Annotated in this window: 12 protein-coding genes; 1 reads left to right on the top strand and 11 read right to left on the bottom strand. The window is 72.1% G+C overall.

Annotation, left to right across the window (positions count from 1 at the left end):
* Positions 1 to 210 precede the first annotated feature (210 nt).
* The 11 genes from QE438_RS04465 to QE438_RS04415 all read right to left on the bottom strand — a co-directional run bounded on the left by QE438_RS04465 (position 211) and on the right by QE438_RS04415 (position 11,426).
* Complete coding sequence (locus tag QE438_RS04465) at positions 211 to 720, bottom strand: hypothetical protein (RefSeq protein WP_306992260.1); 510 nt, start codon at positions 718 to 720, stop codon at positions 211 to 213.
* Between the two features lie 78 nt (positions 721 to 798).
* Positions 799 to 1,134 (bottom strand): hydroxyisourate hydrolase, encoded by a 336-nt coding sequence (uraH, locus tag QE438_RS04460; RefSeq protein WP_306992262.1) that lies wholly within the window; start codon positions 1,132 to 1,134, stop codon positions 799 to 801.
* On the bottom strand, positions 1,131 to 2,552 hold the full coding sequence (locus QE438_RS04455) for an NAD(P)/FAD-dependent oxidoreductase (RefSeq protein WP_306992264.1): 1,422 nt from the start codon (positions 2,550 to 2,552) through the stop codon (positions 1,131 to 1,133). The genes uraH and QE438_RS04455 overlap by 4 nt, the downstream gene beginning before the upstream one ends.
* On the bottom strand, positions 2,549 to 2,947 hold the full coding sequence (gene hpxZ / locus QE438_RS04450) for an oxalurate catabolism protein HpxZ (protein ID WP_307184012.1): 399 nt from the start codon (positions 2,945 to 2,947) through the stop codon (positions 2,549 to 2,551). Before hpxZ ends, QE438_RS04455 begins: the two co-directional genes overlap by 4 nt.
* Positions 2,944 to 4,212: an alanine--glyoxylate aminotransferase family protein gene (locus QE438_RS04445; RefSeq protein WP_307184148.1), complete on the bottom strand. Its 1,269-nt coding sequence runs from the start codon at positions 4,210 to 4,212 to the stop codon at positions 2,944 to 2,946. Before QE438_RS04445 ends, hpxZ begins: the two co-directional genes overlap by 4 nt.
* Entirely contained in the window at positions 4,175 to 5,398 is a 1,224-nt protein-coding gene (locus QE438_RS04440) for an allantoate amidohydrolase (protein ID WP_306996138.1), read from the bottom strand. The genes QE438_RS04445 and QE438_RS04440 overlap by 38 nt, the downstream gene beginning before the upstream one ends.
* Positions 5,399 to 5,436: 38 nt before the next feature.
* Positions 5,437 to 6,435 carry a nucleoside hydrolase gene (locus QE438_RS04435; protein ID WP_306992266.1) on the bottom strand — a complete coding sequence of 333 codons (999 nt, stop codon included), beginning with the start codon at positions 6,433 to 6,435 and terminating at the stop codon, positions 5,437 to 5,439.
* A complete protein-coding gene (locus QE438_RS04430) occupies positions 6,432 to 8,012 on the bottom strand; it encodes a gamma-glutamyltransferase family protein (RefSeq protein ID WP_306992268.1) in 1,581 nt (526 codons plus the stop codon). Before QE438_RS04430 ends, QE438_RS04435 begins: the two co-directional genes overlap by 4 nt.
* Positions 8,012 to 9,394, bottom strand: coding sequence for an AtzE family amidohydrolase (locus tag QE438_RS04425; RefSeq protein ID WP_306992270.1), 1,383 nt, complete (start codon positions 9,392 to 9,394; stop codon positions 8,012 to 8,014). Before QE438_RS04425 ends, QE438_RS04430 begins: the two co-directional genes overlap by 1 nt.
* Positions 9,395 to 9,399: 5 nt before the next feature.
* On the bottom strand, positions 9,400 to 10,365 hold the full coding sequence (locus QE438_RS04420) for a PDR/VanB family oxidoreductase (RefSeq protein ID WP_306992272.1): 966 nt from the start codon (positions 10,363 to 10,365) through the stop codon (positions 9,400 to 9,402).
* On the bottom strand, positions 10,365 to 11,426 hold the full coding sequence (locus QE438_RS04415; RefSeq protein WP_306992274.1) for an aromatic ring-hydroxylating dioxygenase subunit alpha: 1,062 nt from the start codon (positions 11,424 to 11,426) through the stop codon (positions 10,365 to 10,367). The genes QE438_RS04420 and QE438_RS04415 overlap by 1 nt, the downstream gene beginning before the upstream one ends.
* A gap of 121 nt (positions 11,427 to 11,547) precedes the next feature.
* Between QE438_RS04415 and QE438_RS04410 the strand changes: the two genes are divergently transcribed.
* A complete protein-coding gene (locus QE438_RS04410; RefSeq protein ID WP_130522411.1) occupies positions 11,548 to 12,501 on the top strand; it encodes a LysR family transcriptional regulator in 954 nt (317 codons plus the stop codon).
* Positions 12,502 to 12,560: the final 59 nt, after the last annotated feature.

Here is a 12,560-nt window from a genome sequence, read left to right as displayed (position 1 = left end):
ATTCGGGAATCGGGAATCGGGAATCGGGAATCGCTATTGGAGCGGAGGGGGTTGCTCTTCGCTGCGGGGATTGGACGCGGAATCGTGGGTTGCTGAAGACCGCGGCAATCCTCCTACCGTCGTTCCCGCGAACGCGGGAACCCAGCGCCTCTGGCGCTTTGTGCGAGAGTCACTGGATTCCCGCGTTCGCGGGAATGACGTGTTCGGGGCTTAGTCGCCTTTTGTGCCGTGCGCTGACGTTGCGCGCTCGGCGTACCAGCGCGCGATGACCTCGCGTTCCTGCGGCGTCATCTGCGTGGTGTTGCGCATCGGCATGGCCTGCAGTTGGACCACCTGAAGCTGGATGGCGGCGGCATTGCGCTCGACATCGCCCATGTCGTCCAGGCTCAGGCCGTAGGCGGCCCAGGGCATGACCGTGGCGTGGTCGGAATGGCAGGCCTGGCAGCGGGTCTGCACGATGCTCCACACCGCCTGCTCCTGCGGCGACAGCGGGCGGGTCATGGCCTGCGCCCGGTCGGCCTTGTCCTGCGCGGCGCGCGAGGCCAGCTTCAGGGCAAGCGATGCGGCCAGCACCAGCAGTGCGGCGATCAGCGGCAGGCCCCAGGTGCGGCGGCCGCGCCGCCAGCGCAGACCGAACCAGACCAGCAGCGCCGCGGCCAGCAGCCCCATGGCCGAGACCATCCAGGCGATCAGCGGGGAGACCTCGTGCAGGCTGGGCATGCGTAGACCGGAAGCGAACGGGCAAAGCGCCGTGCGCAACGCCGGACGCGGGCAGTCAGTGTAGCCGCGTTGCGCCGCTCAGCTGCCGCGATAGGTCGAATAGCCGAACGGCGAGACCAGCAGCGGCACGTGGTAATGCCCCTGCCCCGCGATGCCGAAGTCCAGCGGAATCACGTCCAGGAATGGCGGCTCCGGCAGCGCCACGCCGGCCGCGCGGAAGTACGCCGCGACCGCGAACACCAGCCGATAGCGCCCGGCTTCCAGCGCTTGTTCGCGCAGCGCCGGGCAGCGCCCGTCGGCATCGGTGACGCCCTGCCAGCGCAACGCGCCGTCGGCGTCGAACAGCTGCACCGCCACGCCGGCGGCCGGGCCGCCGCGGCTGGTGTCCAGCACGTGGGTGGAGAGCGTGGTCATGCGGCGGACTCCTGCGACAGCGGCCACTGGCCGGTGAATTCCTCCTCGTCGAAGGCCAGGAAGTCGCGCACCACCGCGGCGCGGTCATCGACGAAGAGCTGATTGGCCACCGCCTGCGCCAGGCGCGGCAGTGCGTACTTCAGGCCCGACAGCGCGGCGGCCGACAGCCCCAGGTTGATCAGCGCCGAGTAGTTGAACGCGAACAGGCCGTGCAGCCTGGCCGCGTCCTCGGCCGTGCGCGGCTGCAGTTCGAAACCCGGGCCCAGGTAGGGATGCGCGTCGAGCAGCGGGTTGGCGGCACCGGCCGGCGGCACGTAGCGATCGCGCCAGCGCGCGATGGCCGGCGCGAGCGCGGCCAGCTCGGGGCGCAGGTCAGGATCGGTCACCAGACCGGTGGCGATGGCGAGGAAATCGAAGGCCTGCGCGCCCTGCGGTGTGGTCACCACCGCCTGGCCATCGCGCTCGGCCACCGACAGCCACGGCGCGCCCAGATGCAGGTGGAAGCCCGGCATGGCCACCGCGCGGGCGAAGGTGTCGTTGGTTGGCGGCTGGTTGCGGGCGAAGAAGCTGGCCATCAGCGCATACTTGTCGGCATCGGGCAGCGCCGGAAAGCGCGCGATGATGCCGGCCTGCTCCATGTGCCGGATCGGATTGACCCGCGGCAGCTGCGCGCGACGCACGAACACATGCGCCTCGCGCACCCCGCGCTGCAGCGCGTACTGCGCGTTGTCGAAGGCCGACGCGCCGCCGCCGAGGATGGCGATGCGCTTGCCGGCCAGCGCGGCGTAGTCCAGCGGCCCGGAGGTGTGCGCATAGCGCGTGGGCGGCAGGTGGTCGGAGACGAACTTGGGCACCACCCACTGGCCGCCGCCCTGGATGCCGGTGGCCAGGATCACCTTGCGCGCCAGCAGCGTGCCGCCATCGTGCAGGTGCAGGCGGTGCAGGCCCTGCTCCGGCAGAGGTTCGAGCCGGACCAGGCGCGTGTCGTTGCGCACCGGCAGGCGCAGCACGCCGCGGTACCAGCGCAGGTAGGCCATCCAGTCCTCGCGCGGGATCTTGTCCAGCGCCTCCCAGCCGGCCGCGCCGTGCTGGGCCTCCCACCAGGCGCGGAAGGTCAGCGAGGGGAGCCCCAAGTCGATCGAGGTGATCTGCTTGGGCGTGCGCAGCGTGACCATGCGCGCATAGCTGAGCCACGGCCCCTCACGCCCTTCCGGGCACTCGTCGATCACCAGCAGGTTGGAGACCCGCTCGCGCAGCAGCGCGAAGGCCGCGCCCAGCCCGCTCTGCCCGCCGCCGACGATCACCACATCGAACACATGACCCTGGTCGTGCGTGCGCGGCCGCGTCCAGTCCGGCTTGCCGTGGTCCAGGCAGGCCAGGTCGTGGGCCACGCGGGTTTCCAGATCGGCCAGGCTCACGCGTGCGTGCCCTCCAGCGAGACATGCGCCGCGACGACCTTCCAGCCGTCGGCGAAGCGCACCCAGCTCTGGCTCTGGCGGCCACGCCGGGCGGCGCCTTCGCGGAAGAACTCGGCATTGGCCGTGGCGAAATCAACGCCGAAGGTGGCGATCTCCACCCGCCCCAGCCGGCGCTGCGGCGAGCCGCCGCGGCCGATGCGGAACGCGCGGATCTCCTCGATGCCGTACAGCACCTCGCCCACGCCGTAGCGCACGGTGCTGGGTGCGGCATGGAACAGGCGATCGAGCGTGGCGATGTCGTCGGCCATCAGCGCCCGTTCGTAGGTCTCGAAGGCCGCGCGCACCTCGGCCACCACGGCCGGGTCGTTGAGCGTCGGCTCGCCGCCTGCGCTCATGCGGCCACTTCCGCGTTCCACGCGGCCAGCGCGGCGTCGATGGCGGCGCCGGGCGTGCAGGCGAAGCCCTGCAGGCGCAGCACGGTCTCCAGCGCGCCCAGCGTGATCAGCACCTTGTGCTTGGCCGCGTTGTAGCCCATCGCGCCGATGCGCCAGACCTTGCCCTGCAGCGGGCCGAAGGCGGTGCCGATCTCGATCTCGAAGTCCTCGCGCATGGCGCGGCGCACCGCCTCGCCATCGACGCGGGCGGGGATCACCAGGCCGGTGACGTTGCTCATGCGGTGCGCGTCGTCGCCGAACACCTCCAGCCCCAGCGCGCGCGCGCCGGCGGTCACGGCGCGGCCGGCGGCGCGATGGCGGGCGTAGCGCCGCGCCAGGCCTTCCTGCAGCGCGATGCGCGCGCATTCGCGGGCGCCGTAGAGCATGGTGGTGGCTTCGGTGTGGTGGTTCAGGCGTTTCTCCGACCAATAGTCCATGACCATGGCCAGGTCGAAGTAGTTGGAGCCGATGCGCGGGCCGTCGCCATCGTCGATGTCCTCGCGCGCGATGCCGCGCTCGACATGGCGGCGGGCGAAGATGCGCTCGGCCGCCGCCTCCGAGACGGTGATCGGCGCCGAACCCGACGGCCCGCCCAGGCACTTCTGCAGCCCGCCGGTGACGATGTCCACCTGCCAGCGGTCGGCGGCCAGTTCCATGCCGCCGATGGTGGCCGTGGCATCCACGTACGACAGCGCGCCGTAGCGCCGGCACAGCGCGCCGAAGCCTTCCAGCGGCTGCGCCATGGTGGTGGAGGTGTCGCCGTGGATGGTGGCCACCAGCGTCGGGCGCACGCGCTTGAGCGCGTCCTCGATGGCGTCCAGCGGCACCACCTGGCCCCACGGGGCCTCGACGGTCTCGATCCTGGCGCCGATGCGGCCGAGGATCTCGGTCAGCAGCAGGCCGAAGCGGCCGAAGTTGACCACCAGCACCGTCTCGCCCGGCGCCACCAGCGACACCAGCGCGGCCTCGATGCCGGCGCGCGCGGTGCCGTCGACCAGGAAGGTCCACCGGTTATCGGTGCCGAAGATCGGGCGATAAAGCGCCATGACCTCGTTCATGTAGGCGGTCATTTCCGGGTCGAACTGCCCCAGCAGGTCGGCCGACATGGCGCGCAGCACGCGCGGATGCGCATTGACCGGGCCCGGGCCCATCAGCAGGCGCTGCGGCGGATCGATCTCGCCAAAGACTTCAGTTGCCACGTATCGCTCCCAAACGTTCGATGAAATCCAGCATGGCCGCCACGGCCAGGCCGGCGTCGGCCGCGCTGGCGCGTTCGGCCGGGTTGTGCGAGATGCCGCCGTCGCAGCGCACGAACAGCATCGCCGTCGGGCACAGCGCGCGCATCACCATCGCATCGTGGCCGGCACCGGAGACCAGCCGGCGCGGCGCGATGTCCTGCGTCTCCACGGCCTGGGCCAGCAGCTCGACCAGGTGCGTGTCGCACGGGCTGGCGGCCAGGTCCTGCACCTGCAAGGCCTCGATCTGCACGCCGCGCGCGGCGGCGATGGCCTCGAAGCGGCGCAGGATCTGTGCCGCACCGGCATCGCGCCGCGCGTTGTCGCCGGCGCGCACGTCCAGCGAGAAGCTCACCCGCCCAGGAATCACATTGGTCGCGCCCGGCAGCACCTGCATGCGGCCCACGGTGGCGACCAGGTCGCTCGCCGCCTCGCGGGCGACGGCCTCGACCGCCAGCACGCAGTCGGCGGCTGCGGTGAGCGCATCGGCGCGCAGTGGCATCGGGCTGGTGCCGGCGTGGCCGGCACGCCCGCGCACGCTGACCTCGAAGCGCAGCTGCGCGGCGATGCCGGTGACCACGCCCAGCGCCAGGCCTTCGGCTTCCAGCACCGGGCCTTGTTCGATGTGCGCTTCCAGGTAGCCGATGACCTCGTCGGGGCGGCGCGCGGCCTGATGGAACTGCGCCGCCTCCAGGCCCCAGCCGGCCAGCGCCTGCGCCACCGACACGCCGGCCGCATCGACCACGCCGTCGAGGGCGCCGGGCGCCAGCGTGCCGGCCACCGCGCGGCTGGTGAACATCGAAGCCGGGAAGCGCGAGCCTTCCTCGTCGCCGAAGGCGATCACCTCGATGGCGAACGGCATGCGCTCGCCGCGCGCGTGCAGCGCGGCCACGCATTCGATGCCGAGCATGATGCCCAGCGGCCCGTCGTAGCGGCCGGCGTCGCGCACGCTGTCCAGGTGGCTGCCGATCAGCAGCGCCGGCGCATCGCGGTGCTCGCCTTCGTAACGGCCGATCAGGTTGCTGGCCGCGTCCAGGCGCGTGGCCATGCCGGCCTGGCCCATCCACTCGGCCACCACGCCCTGCGCTTGGCGATGCGCCGGCGTGAGCCAGGCGCGATACAGGCCGCTGTCCGCATCGCTGTACGGCGCCACGCCCAGCGCATCGCAGCGGGCGATGGCGCGCTCGCCGGCGGCACGATGCAGCGCCGGGGCGTTCATGGCTGCACCTGCGCGGCCTTGGCCGCCGGCGCCAGAGTGCTGGCCACCAGCGCCAGAACGCGCGCCTTGTCCACGTCCAGACAGGCGCTGGCATTGGGCGCGCCCTGCCCTTCGCGGGTCATGCCGTCGTCGTCCACCGTGACGTGCAGCGGCACGGGCGTGCACACCGCCGGGTCCAGCAAGCGCGCCACGGGGACCACGTCGAACAGCGTCGGCGTCGTGCCCCAGGGGCTGCGCGCGGCCCACAGCGCATAGAGTTTGGACAGCGGACCGGCGTAGGGCGTGGGCGCGGCGAAGATGCGCGCCTGCAGGTCGGCCGGCAGCGCGATCTCGGTCGAATCCAGCGGCTGCACCTCCACCGGCACGCCGCTGGCCAGCAGCTCGCGCAGCGCCTGCGGGGCCAGCTTGATGTTGTACTCGGCGCTGGGCGTGTCGCTGTTGGTGCCGGCCACCGGCCCGTAGCCGCGCCGCAGCGAGCCGCCCATCAGCACCACGCGCCTGAGCCGGGCGAAGGCCGCCGGATCGCGCTTGAGCGCGGCCTGCACCGTGGTCAGCGGCCCCAGCGCCAGCAGCGTCACCTGCCCGGCCGGCCGCTGGCGCAGCACGCGCAGCATCGCCTCGACGCCATCGGCGCGCACCGGCCGGTCGGCATCGCGCAGCCAGCCGGCCTGACCGATCTCGCCCTCGCGCGTGCCGACCGCGGGTCCGGCGGCGACCGGCACCCGGGTGTGGCCGGTGTCCTGCAGCAACTGCGCCACCAGCCCCGCGCGCAGGCGGGTGTCGCCATAGGTCGTGGTCACCAGCAGCGGCCGCAGGCGCGGCGAGGCCAGCACCAGCGACAGGGCGAAGCCGTCGTCGATATCGGTGCCGAAGTCGTTGTCCACGACCACCGGAATCGGCGCTTCCTGCGCCTGCGGCGTGGCCGCCTGCGCGGCCGGCACCAGCAGGCAGGCGAGCATGGCGAGGGCGCAGCGCGCGCGCAGCAGGGCACTCACCATCCGGCCACCACCCCGTCGCTGCGCGGATCGACCGCGCCGCTCAGGGTCCCGTCGACCTCGCGCACCAGCGCGCCGGCATGGCCCATCACCGAGGTGTAGGCCGGCAGCAGCTCGACCGCATGCCCGGCCGCGCGCAGCGCGTCGATCAGCGCCGGGTCGAAACGGTCCTCCAGCTTCAGCGACGTGCTGTCCTCGCCCCAGGTGCGCCCCAGCAGCCAGCGCGGCGCGCTGACCGCCTGCTGCAGCGGCATGCCGAAGCGCGCGTAGCGGCTGAACACCGCCGCCTGGGTCTGCGGCTGGCCTTCGCCGCCCATGGTCCCGTAACTCATCACGCTGCCATCGTCGAACACCGCCAGCGCGGGATTGAGAGTGTGGAAGGGCTTGCGGCCGGGCTTGAGCGCATTCCAGCCATCGCCGGCCAGGCGGAAGCTGCAGCCGCGGTTCTGCCAGGTGATGCCGCTGCCCGGCAGCACCAGCCCTGAGCCGAATTCGAAATAGGTCGACTGGATGCAGCTGACCGCCTGGCCGCGCGCATCGAGCGCGCCGAACCAGCACGTGTCCCCGGCCTGCGAGGGCTGCGGCCAGGGCAGCGCCTGGGCCGGATCGATACGTGCGGCCATCGCATCGAGCGCGGCCGCATCGTCCAGCAGCGCCTGCGCGTCCATCGTCATCCAGTCCGGGTCGCCGACGTGCGCATCGCGTACCAGGAAGGCCTGCTTGGTCGCCTCCACCAGCCCGTGCAGATGAGCGAAGCTCTCGCCCTGCGCGACTTCCAGCCGGTCGAACAGCGCCAGGATCAGCAGCGAGGCCAGCCCCTGCGTCGGCGGGGCATGGTTGTAGAGCGTGGCGTCGCGCACGCGCACATGCAGCGGCGTGCTGGCCTGCGCGCGATGCGCCTGCAGGTCGGCCAGCACCAGCGGGCTGCCCAGTGCGGCCAGGTCCGCGGCGATGCTGCGCGCCAGTTCGCCGCGGTAGTAGTCGTCCAGGCCGGCATCGGCCAGGCGCTGCAGGGTCGCGGCCAGCGCGGGCTGACGCAGCAGTTCGCCTTCGCGCAGTGGCATGCCGTCGGGTTCGAACGTGGCGGCCCAGGCGCCGGGCTGGACGCGTAGCTCCGCACCCTTAGCCAAGGCGATCTGCGCCCCGCCCGCGGTGACCGGCACGCCGGCCCGGGCATGGTGGATCGCGTCTTCCAGCAGGCGCGCCAGCGGCAAGCGATTGCCCTGCCCCGTCAGCGCCTGCGCCCAGCCAGAGACGGCGCCGGCCACGGTGTTGGCCGCGCCCGGCCCGCGCCACGGGATGGCCGACAGGCCCGCGTAGAAATCCAGCGTCGCCGCCTGCGCGCTGCGGCCGCAGGCATCGATGGCATGCACGCGGCCGTCGGGTTCGCGGATCAGCCAGAAGCCGTCGCCGCCGATCCCGGTCATGTGCGGATACACCACGGCCAGCGTCGCGGCGATGGCTACACAGGCCTCCACCGCGGTGCCGCCATCGCGCAGCACGTCGCGACCGGCCTGCGCGGCCAGATGATGCGGGGCCACGGCCAGGCCGCGGCGGGCGCGCAAGGTGTGCAGCATCAGGTCTGCGCTCCGGCAGGTAAATGCGCGCCGGTGAGCCCGCTGGCTTCCAGCGCGCGCGCCACGGCGAACAGCCGGTCTTCGCGCCCGGGGGCGGCGATCAGCTGCACGCCCAGCGGCAGCTGGCCCGGCCGCCACAGCGGCGCGGCCATCACCGGGCAGACGGCCAGTCCCAGCGGCTGGGTGAACAGCCCGAGGTTGGCGCGCGCCGACACCGGCGCGCCGTCGATCTCGATCGTGGCCTGGTCGATGCGCGGCGCCACGCAGGGCACGGCCGGCGCGATCAGCACATCGACCGTGCGCCACAGCTGCGCCATCGCCTCAGCGAACCACGCCGCGAAGCGCTGCACATCCAGCAGCGCCCGCGCCGGCTGCAGCTGCCCGGCGAGCAGGCGATCGCGCACGGCCGGATCGAAGGCGTCGGGCTGCCCCTGCAGCGCGGCGCGATGCAGATATGCGCCCTCGATGGCCGTCATGACGAAGGCCGCCATGCGCGAGGTCCTGGCCTGCGGCAGCTCGACGCTCGCACCCGCACCCAAGGCCGCGCAGATCGCCTCGAGCCCGGCGCGCAGTGCGGGATCGAGGTTGGCATCGAACCAGCCCCCCAGCCGCGCGATGCGCAAGGCGCCCACGTCCACCGGCGCCAGCGTCGTATCGGCCATCACTTCATGCACCGTCTGCAGCACGTCCAGCGACCGCGCGAACGGCCCGGCCACGTCCAGCGCCTCGACGAACGGGAACACGCCGTCCAGCGGCACCTGCCCATGCGTGCTGCGCAGGCCATAGATGCCGCACAGCGCGGCCGGCACGCGGATCGAACCATTGGTATCCGAACCCAGCGCGAACGGCACCAGCCCCGCCGCCACCGCCGCTGCCGAGCCGCCGGAAGAACCACCCGCCAGGCGTTCCAGATCATGCGGATTGCGCGTGGTGCCGAAGTGCGCATTGACCGTGGCGAAGCCGTAGGCGAACTCGTCCATATTGGTCGTGCCCACCAGCACCGCCCCGGCGCGCTTGAGCCGGCGCACCACCTGCGCATCGCGCGCGGCCGGCGGCGCCGCAAGGCGCATCGCCGCACCGGCGGTGGTGGTCAGGCCCTGCACGTCGAACAGATCCTTGACCGCGAACGGCAGGCCCGCCAGCGGCGCGTTCGCCTCCGTGCTCGCCGTGAGGCCGGCCTCGAAGATGCGGGTGAAGGCCACCAGCGCCGGATTGCGCGCGTGCAGCGTCTGCAGCAGCTCGGGCACGGCCACACGCACATCGACCGCATCGCCCGCTTCGGCGGGTGCCGAGGACGGCGGCTGGAAATCCGCAAGCGCAGCGGTATAGCCGCCGAGCAGGTCGAGGTTCTGCTGCACGCCCGGGCGCGTGGAAGAGTCCATCGTGGTCACAGCGCCAATGTAAGCCGAGGGCTGCGGCTGCGCGAGCAGCACAGGGTGATCTGCCGGTTGCTGGCCTTCTCCGCCTCGCTCTGCACGGTGTCGCGATGATCGGGAATGCCTTCGACCACATCGGTCAGGCAGGCGCCGCACAGGCCCATCTCGCACGACAGGCTGACCGGCACGCCGGCCTCGGCCAGCACCGCGGCGATGGTGCGCTCGGGCGCGACGGTGAACACCTGCCCGCTCGAGGCCAGCGCCACCTCGAAGGCCGTGTCCGCGCCGGCCTCGGCCGAGGCCAGCGGCGCGACCGGCGCGAAGGCCTCGCTGTGGATGCGTGCCGCGTCCCAGCCGCGCACCAGCGCCGCCTCGCGCAGATGCGCCATGAAGGCGCCCGGCCCGCATAGATAAAGCTGGTGATCCTCGCCCGCCCCGTCCAGCGCCGCGGGCAGCACCTGCCGCGCGTCGCGGCCTTCCTCGGCGCTGTGCAGATGCGCGCGCGCGCCGAACTCGCCCTGCAGCTGGCGCAGGAAGGCGATCTCGCCGCGGCTGCGCACGTAGTAATGCAACTCGAACGAGGCGCCGCCAGCCTGCAGCTGGTGCGCCATCGCCAGCAGCGGCGTGATGCCGATCCCGCCCGCCACCAGCACGTGGTGACTGCCCGCGCGCAGGGCGAACAGATTGCGCGGCGCCGAAATGGTCAGCGCCTGGCCCACGCGCAGGCGTTCGTGCACGCTGGCCGAGCCGCCGCGCGAGGCGGCCTCGCGGCGCACGCACAGCACATAGCGCGAGGTGTCGGCCGGCGTGCTGGCGATCGAGTACTGGCGCACCAGCCCGCCGGGCAGATGCACGTCCACATGCGCGCCGGCCTCGAACGCCGGCAGCGCCTGGTCATCGGCGCGCACCAGTTCGACGGCCAGATTGCCGGCGCCCTGCCGGCTCATCGCGTCGATGACGACCTCGATCGTATCCATCAGGCGAGGAAGAACTCGCCGAAGCCCATCTTCTTCAGGCCGCGACGGTAGGCGATGGAACTGCGGTCGGCCGGGATGTGCGCCTCCAGCGTCATGTCCAGCGGCAGGCGCTCGGGCTTCTGCAGCTCGACCATGGCCCGGTCCTCCTCGAACACGCGCAGGTTGAAGGCGTGCACCTCCTCCACCGGCTGGTCCAGGTTGAAGTTGCGCGCGATCGGCACGAACAGCCGCGTCCTGCGCGCCGACACCGGCGAGGCGCAGTTGAAGATCACCAGCCGCTCATCGCCCGGGAAGTGGATCGTCAGCGAGGCGCAGAACGGCAGATGCACCTCGAAGTGGCGCAGCCAGGGATAGTCCGGCGGCGCCAGGTGATGGAAGCCCACGCCGTAGTTGCTGACGTTGCTGACGTAGTCCACGGTGAAGCCGGTCGGCGTCTCCACCGGTACGTAGTCCGGCACCAGCTGGTTGGCCGGGTCGGCAAAGGTGCCGGTATGGATCCAGGCGAAATGCGCCACATCCAGAAAGCCTTCCACCTGCCGTCCGGCGAAGCCGTTGATGTCGAACGGCGGACAGTTGATCTGCTGGAAACCCGCCTGGTCCCAGTGCGGCATCACCGGCAGCGGCGCCGGGTGGTCCGCATCCGGCGCCAGGCACACCCAGACCAGGCCGTAGCGCTCGACCGTGGGATACGTCGCCAGGTGCAGCTTGGCCGGGATCGCCTGGCCGGGGCTGGAGGGAATGCGGTTGCAGCGCCCGCCCGTGCCGAAACGCAGGCCGTGGTACGGGCAGACCACGCCCTCGCCGTCGTTGCTGCCCATGCTCAGCGGCACGCCGCGGTGCGGGCAGACATCGCGCGCCACCACCACCTCGCCGTGCACGCGGTAGACCACCAGCGCCTCGTCCAGCAGCACCGCCTGCAGCGGCGCGCCGGTGACCTCGCTGCTGTTGGCCAGCGGGTGCCACTGGCGCGCCAGCAGCCGCCAGTCGTGCTCAGTGAAGGTGCTGCCCGGCGGCAGCGGGCTGTAGGGATTGGCCGGATGGGCGGACGCGATGGCGGACATGAGGCGGGCGACCTGACGGGGGCGGTTGCGGGGTGCGCCCCTACCTTGCGGCGGCGTACGTGTTGCAGTCCATCCAAGATTTTTCAATCATGCGTTGCAAAAAACAGAACAGGTGCGCCCGGTGCTGCCCTTCTCCCGCTTCGCCAGCTACTTCATCGAGGTCGCCGCCCAGGGCAACCTGCGCAAGGCCGCCGAGGTGCTGCACGTCTCGCCTTCGGCCATCCACCGCCAGATCCAGGGCGCCGAGCAGCAGTTGGAGACCGAGCTGTTCGAACGCCTGCCCACCGGCATGAAGCTCACCGCCGCCGGCGAGCTGCTGCTGGGCGATCTCAAGCGCTGGCGCAAGGAGCACACCCGCACCCTCGAGCGCGTCGGCGACCTGCGCGGCCTGCGCCGCGGCCACGTCAGCATCGCGCTGATCGACGCGCTGAGCGAGGGCTTCGTGCCGCAGCTGCTGGCCGAATTGACCCGCGAATACCCCGGCTTCTCCTTCGACCTGCGCGTGATGGGCAACCGCGTGGCCAGCGAACTGGTGGCCGCGGCGGAAGTGGACTTCGGCGTGCTGCTGGACCCGGTCGAACACGGCAACCTGGAGGTGCGCACCGCCATCGACATCCCCGTCGGCGCCGTGCTGCCGCCCGGCCACGCCCTGGCCGATGAAAAGAGCCTGGCGATGAGCCGGCTGCTGGACGAACGCCTGCTGGTGCCCGCCGCGCCGCTGGTGATCGAGGAACGCACCCGCAGCCTGTACGTGCGCCACGGCGTGGACCCGCGCCGGGTCACCACCTGCAACGACACCCGCCTGATCCGCTCGCTGATCCGCGACGGCGGCGGCGTGGGCGTGCTGAGCCTGATCGACGTGGCCGCCGACCTGGAACGCGGCACGCTGGCCTTCGTCCCCCTGCACGGCTGGCAGGCCCGCCCCCTGCAGCTGGCCGTCTGCACCGCCCCCCGCCGCCAACCCAGCCGCGCCGCCCAGCTGGTGCTGGCGCGCGTGGTGAGCGCGGTGCAGGGATTGCCGGCGCGGCTGGGCATGCCGCCGAGCGCCGCCGCGGCACCGAAGAAGACGCGCTGAACGACGAGTTGGCGATGCGGAGCTGAGGCGGCCGGGTCGTGTCTTCGCGCGTCTTCTGG

The sequence above is a fragment of the Pseudoxanthomonas sp. SORGH_AS_0997 genome (genome assembly GCF_031453535.1).
Lineage (GTDB): Bacteria > Pseudomonadota > Gammaproteobacteria > Xanthomonadales > Xanthomonadaceae > Pseudoxanthomonas_A > Pseudoxanthomonas_A winnipegensis.
The sequence above is the reverse complement of the archived record's forward strand: the minus strand, read 5'-3'. Positions and strand labels throughout refer to the sequence as shown.

Bases quoted from the DNA above. Each gene is read 5' to 3' on its own strand.
- QE438_RS04465 (WP_306992260.1), bottom strand. From the start codon at position 720: ATGCCCAGCCTGCACGAGGTCTCCCCGCTGATCGCCTGGATGGTCTCG.
- uraH (WP_306992262.1), bottom strand. From the start codon at position 1,134: ATGACCACGCTCTCCACCCACGTGCTGGACACCAGCCGCGGCGGCCCG.
- hpxZ (WP_307184012.1), bottom strand. From the start codon at position 2,947: ATGAGCGCAGGCGGCGAGCCGACGCTCAACGACCCGGCCGTGGTGGCC.
- QE438_RS04430 (WP_306992268.1), bottom strand. From the start codon at position 8,012: ATGCTGCACACCTTGCGCGCCCGCCGCGGCCTGGCCGTGGCCCCGCAT.
- QE438_RS04425 (WP_306992270.1), bottom strand. From the start codon at position 9,394: ATGGACTCTTCCACGCGCCCGGGCGTGCAGCAGAACCTCGACCTGCTC.
- QE438_RS04420 (WP_306992272.1), bottom strand. From the start codon at position 10,365: ATGGATACGATCGAGGTCGTCATCGACGCGATGAGCCGGCAGGGCGCC.
- QE438_RS04415 (WP_306992274.1), bottom strand. From the start codon at position 11,426: ATGTCCGCCATCGCGTCCGCCCATCCGGCCAATCCCTACAGCCCGCTG.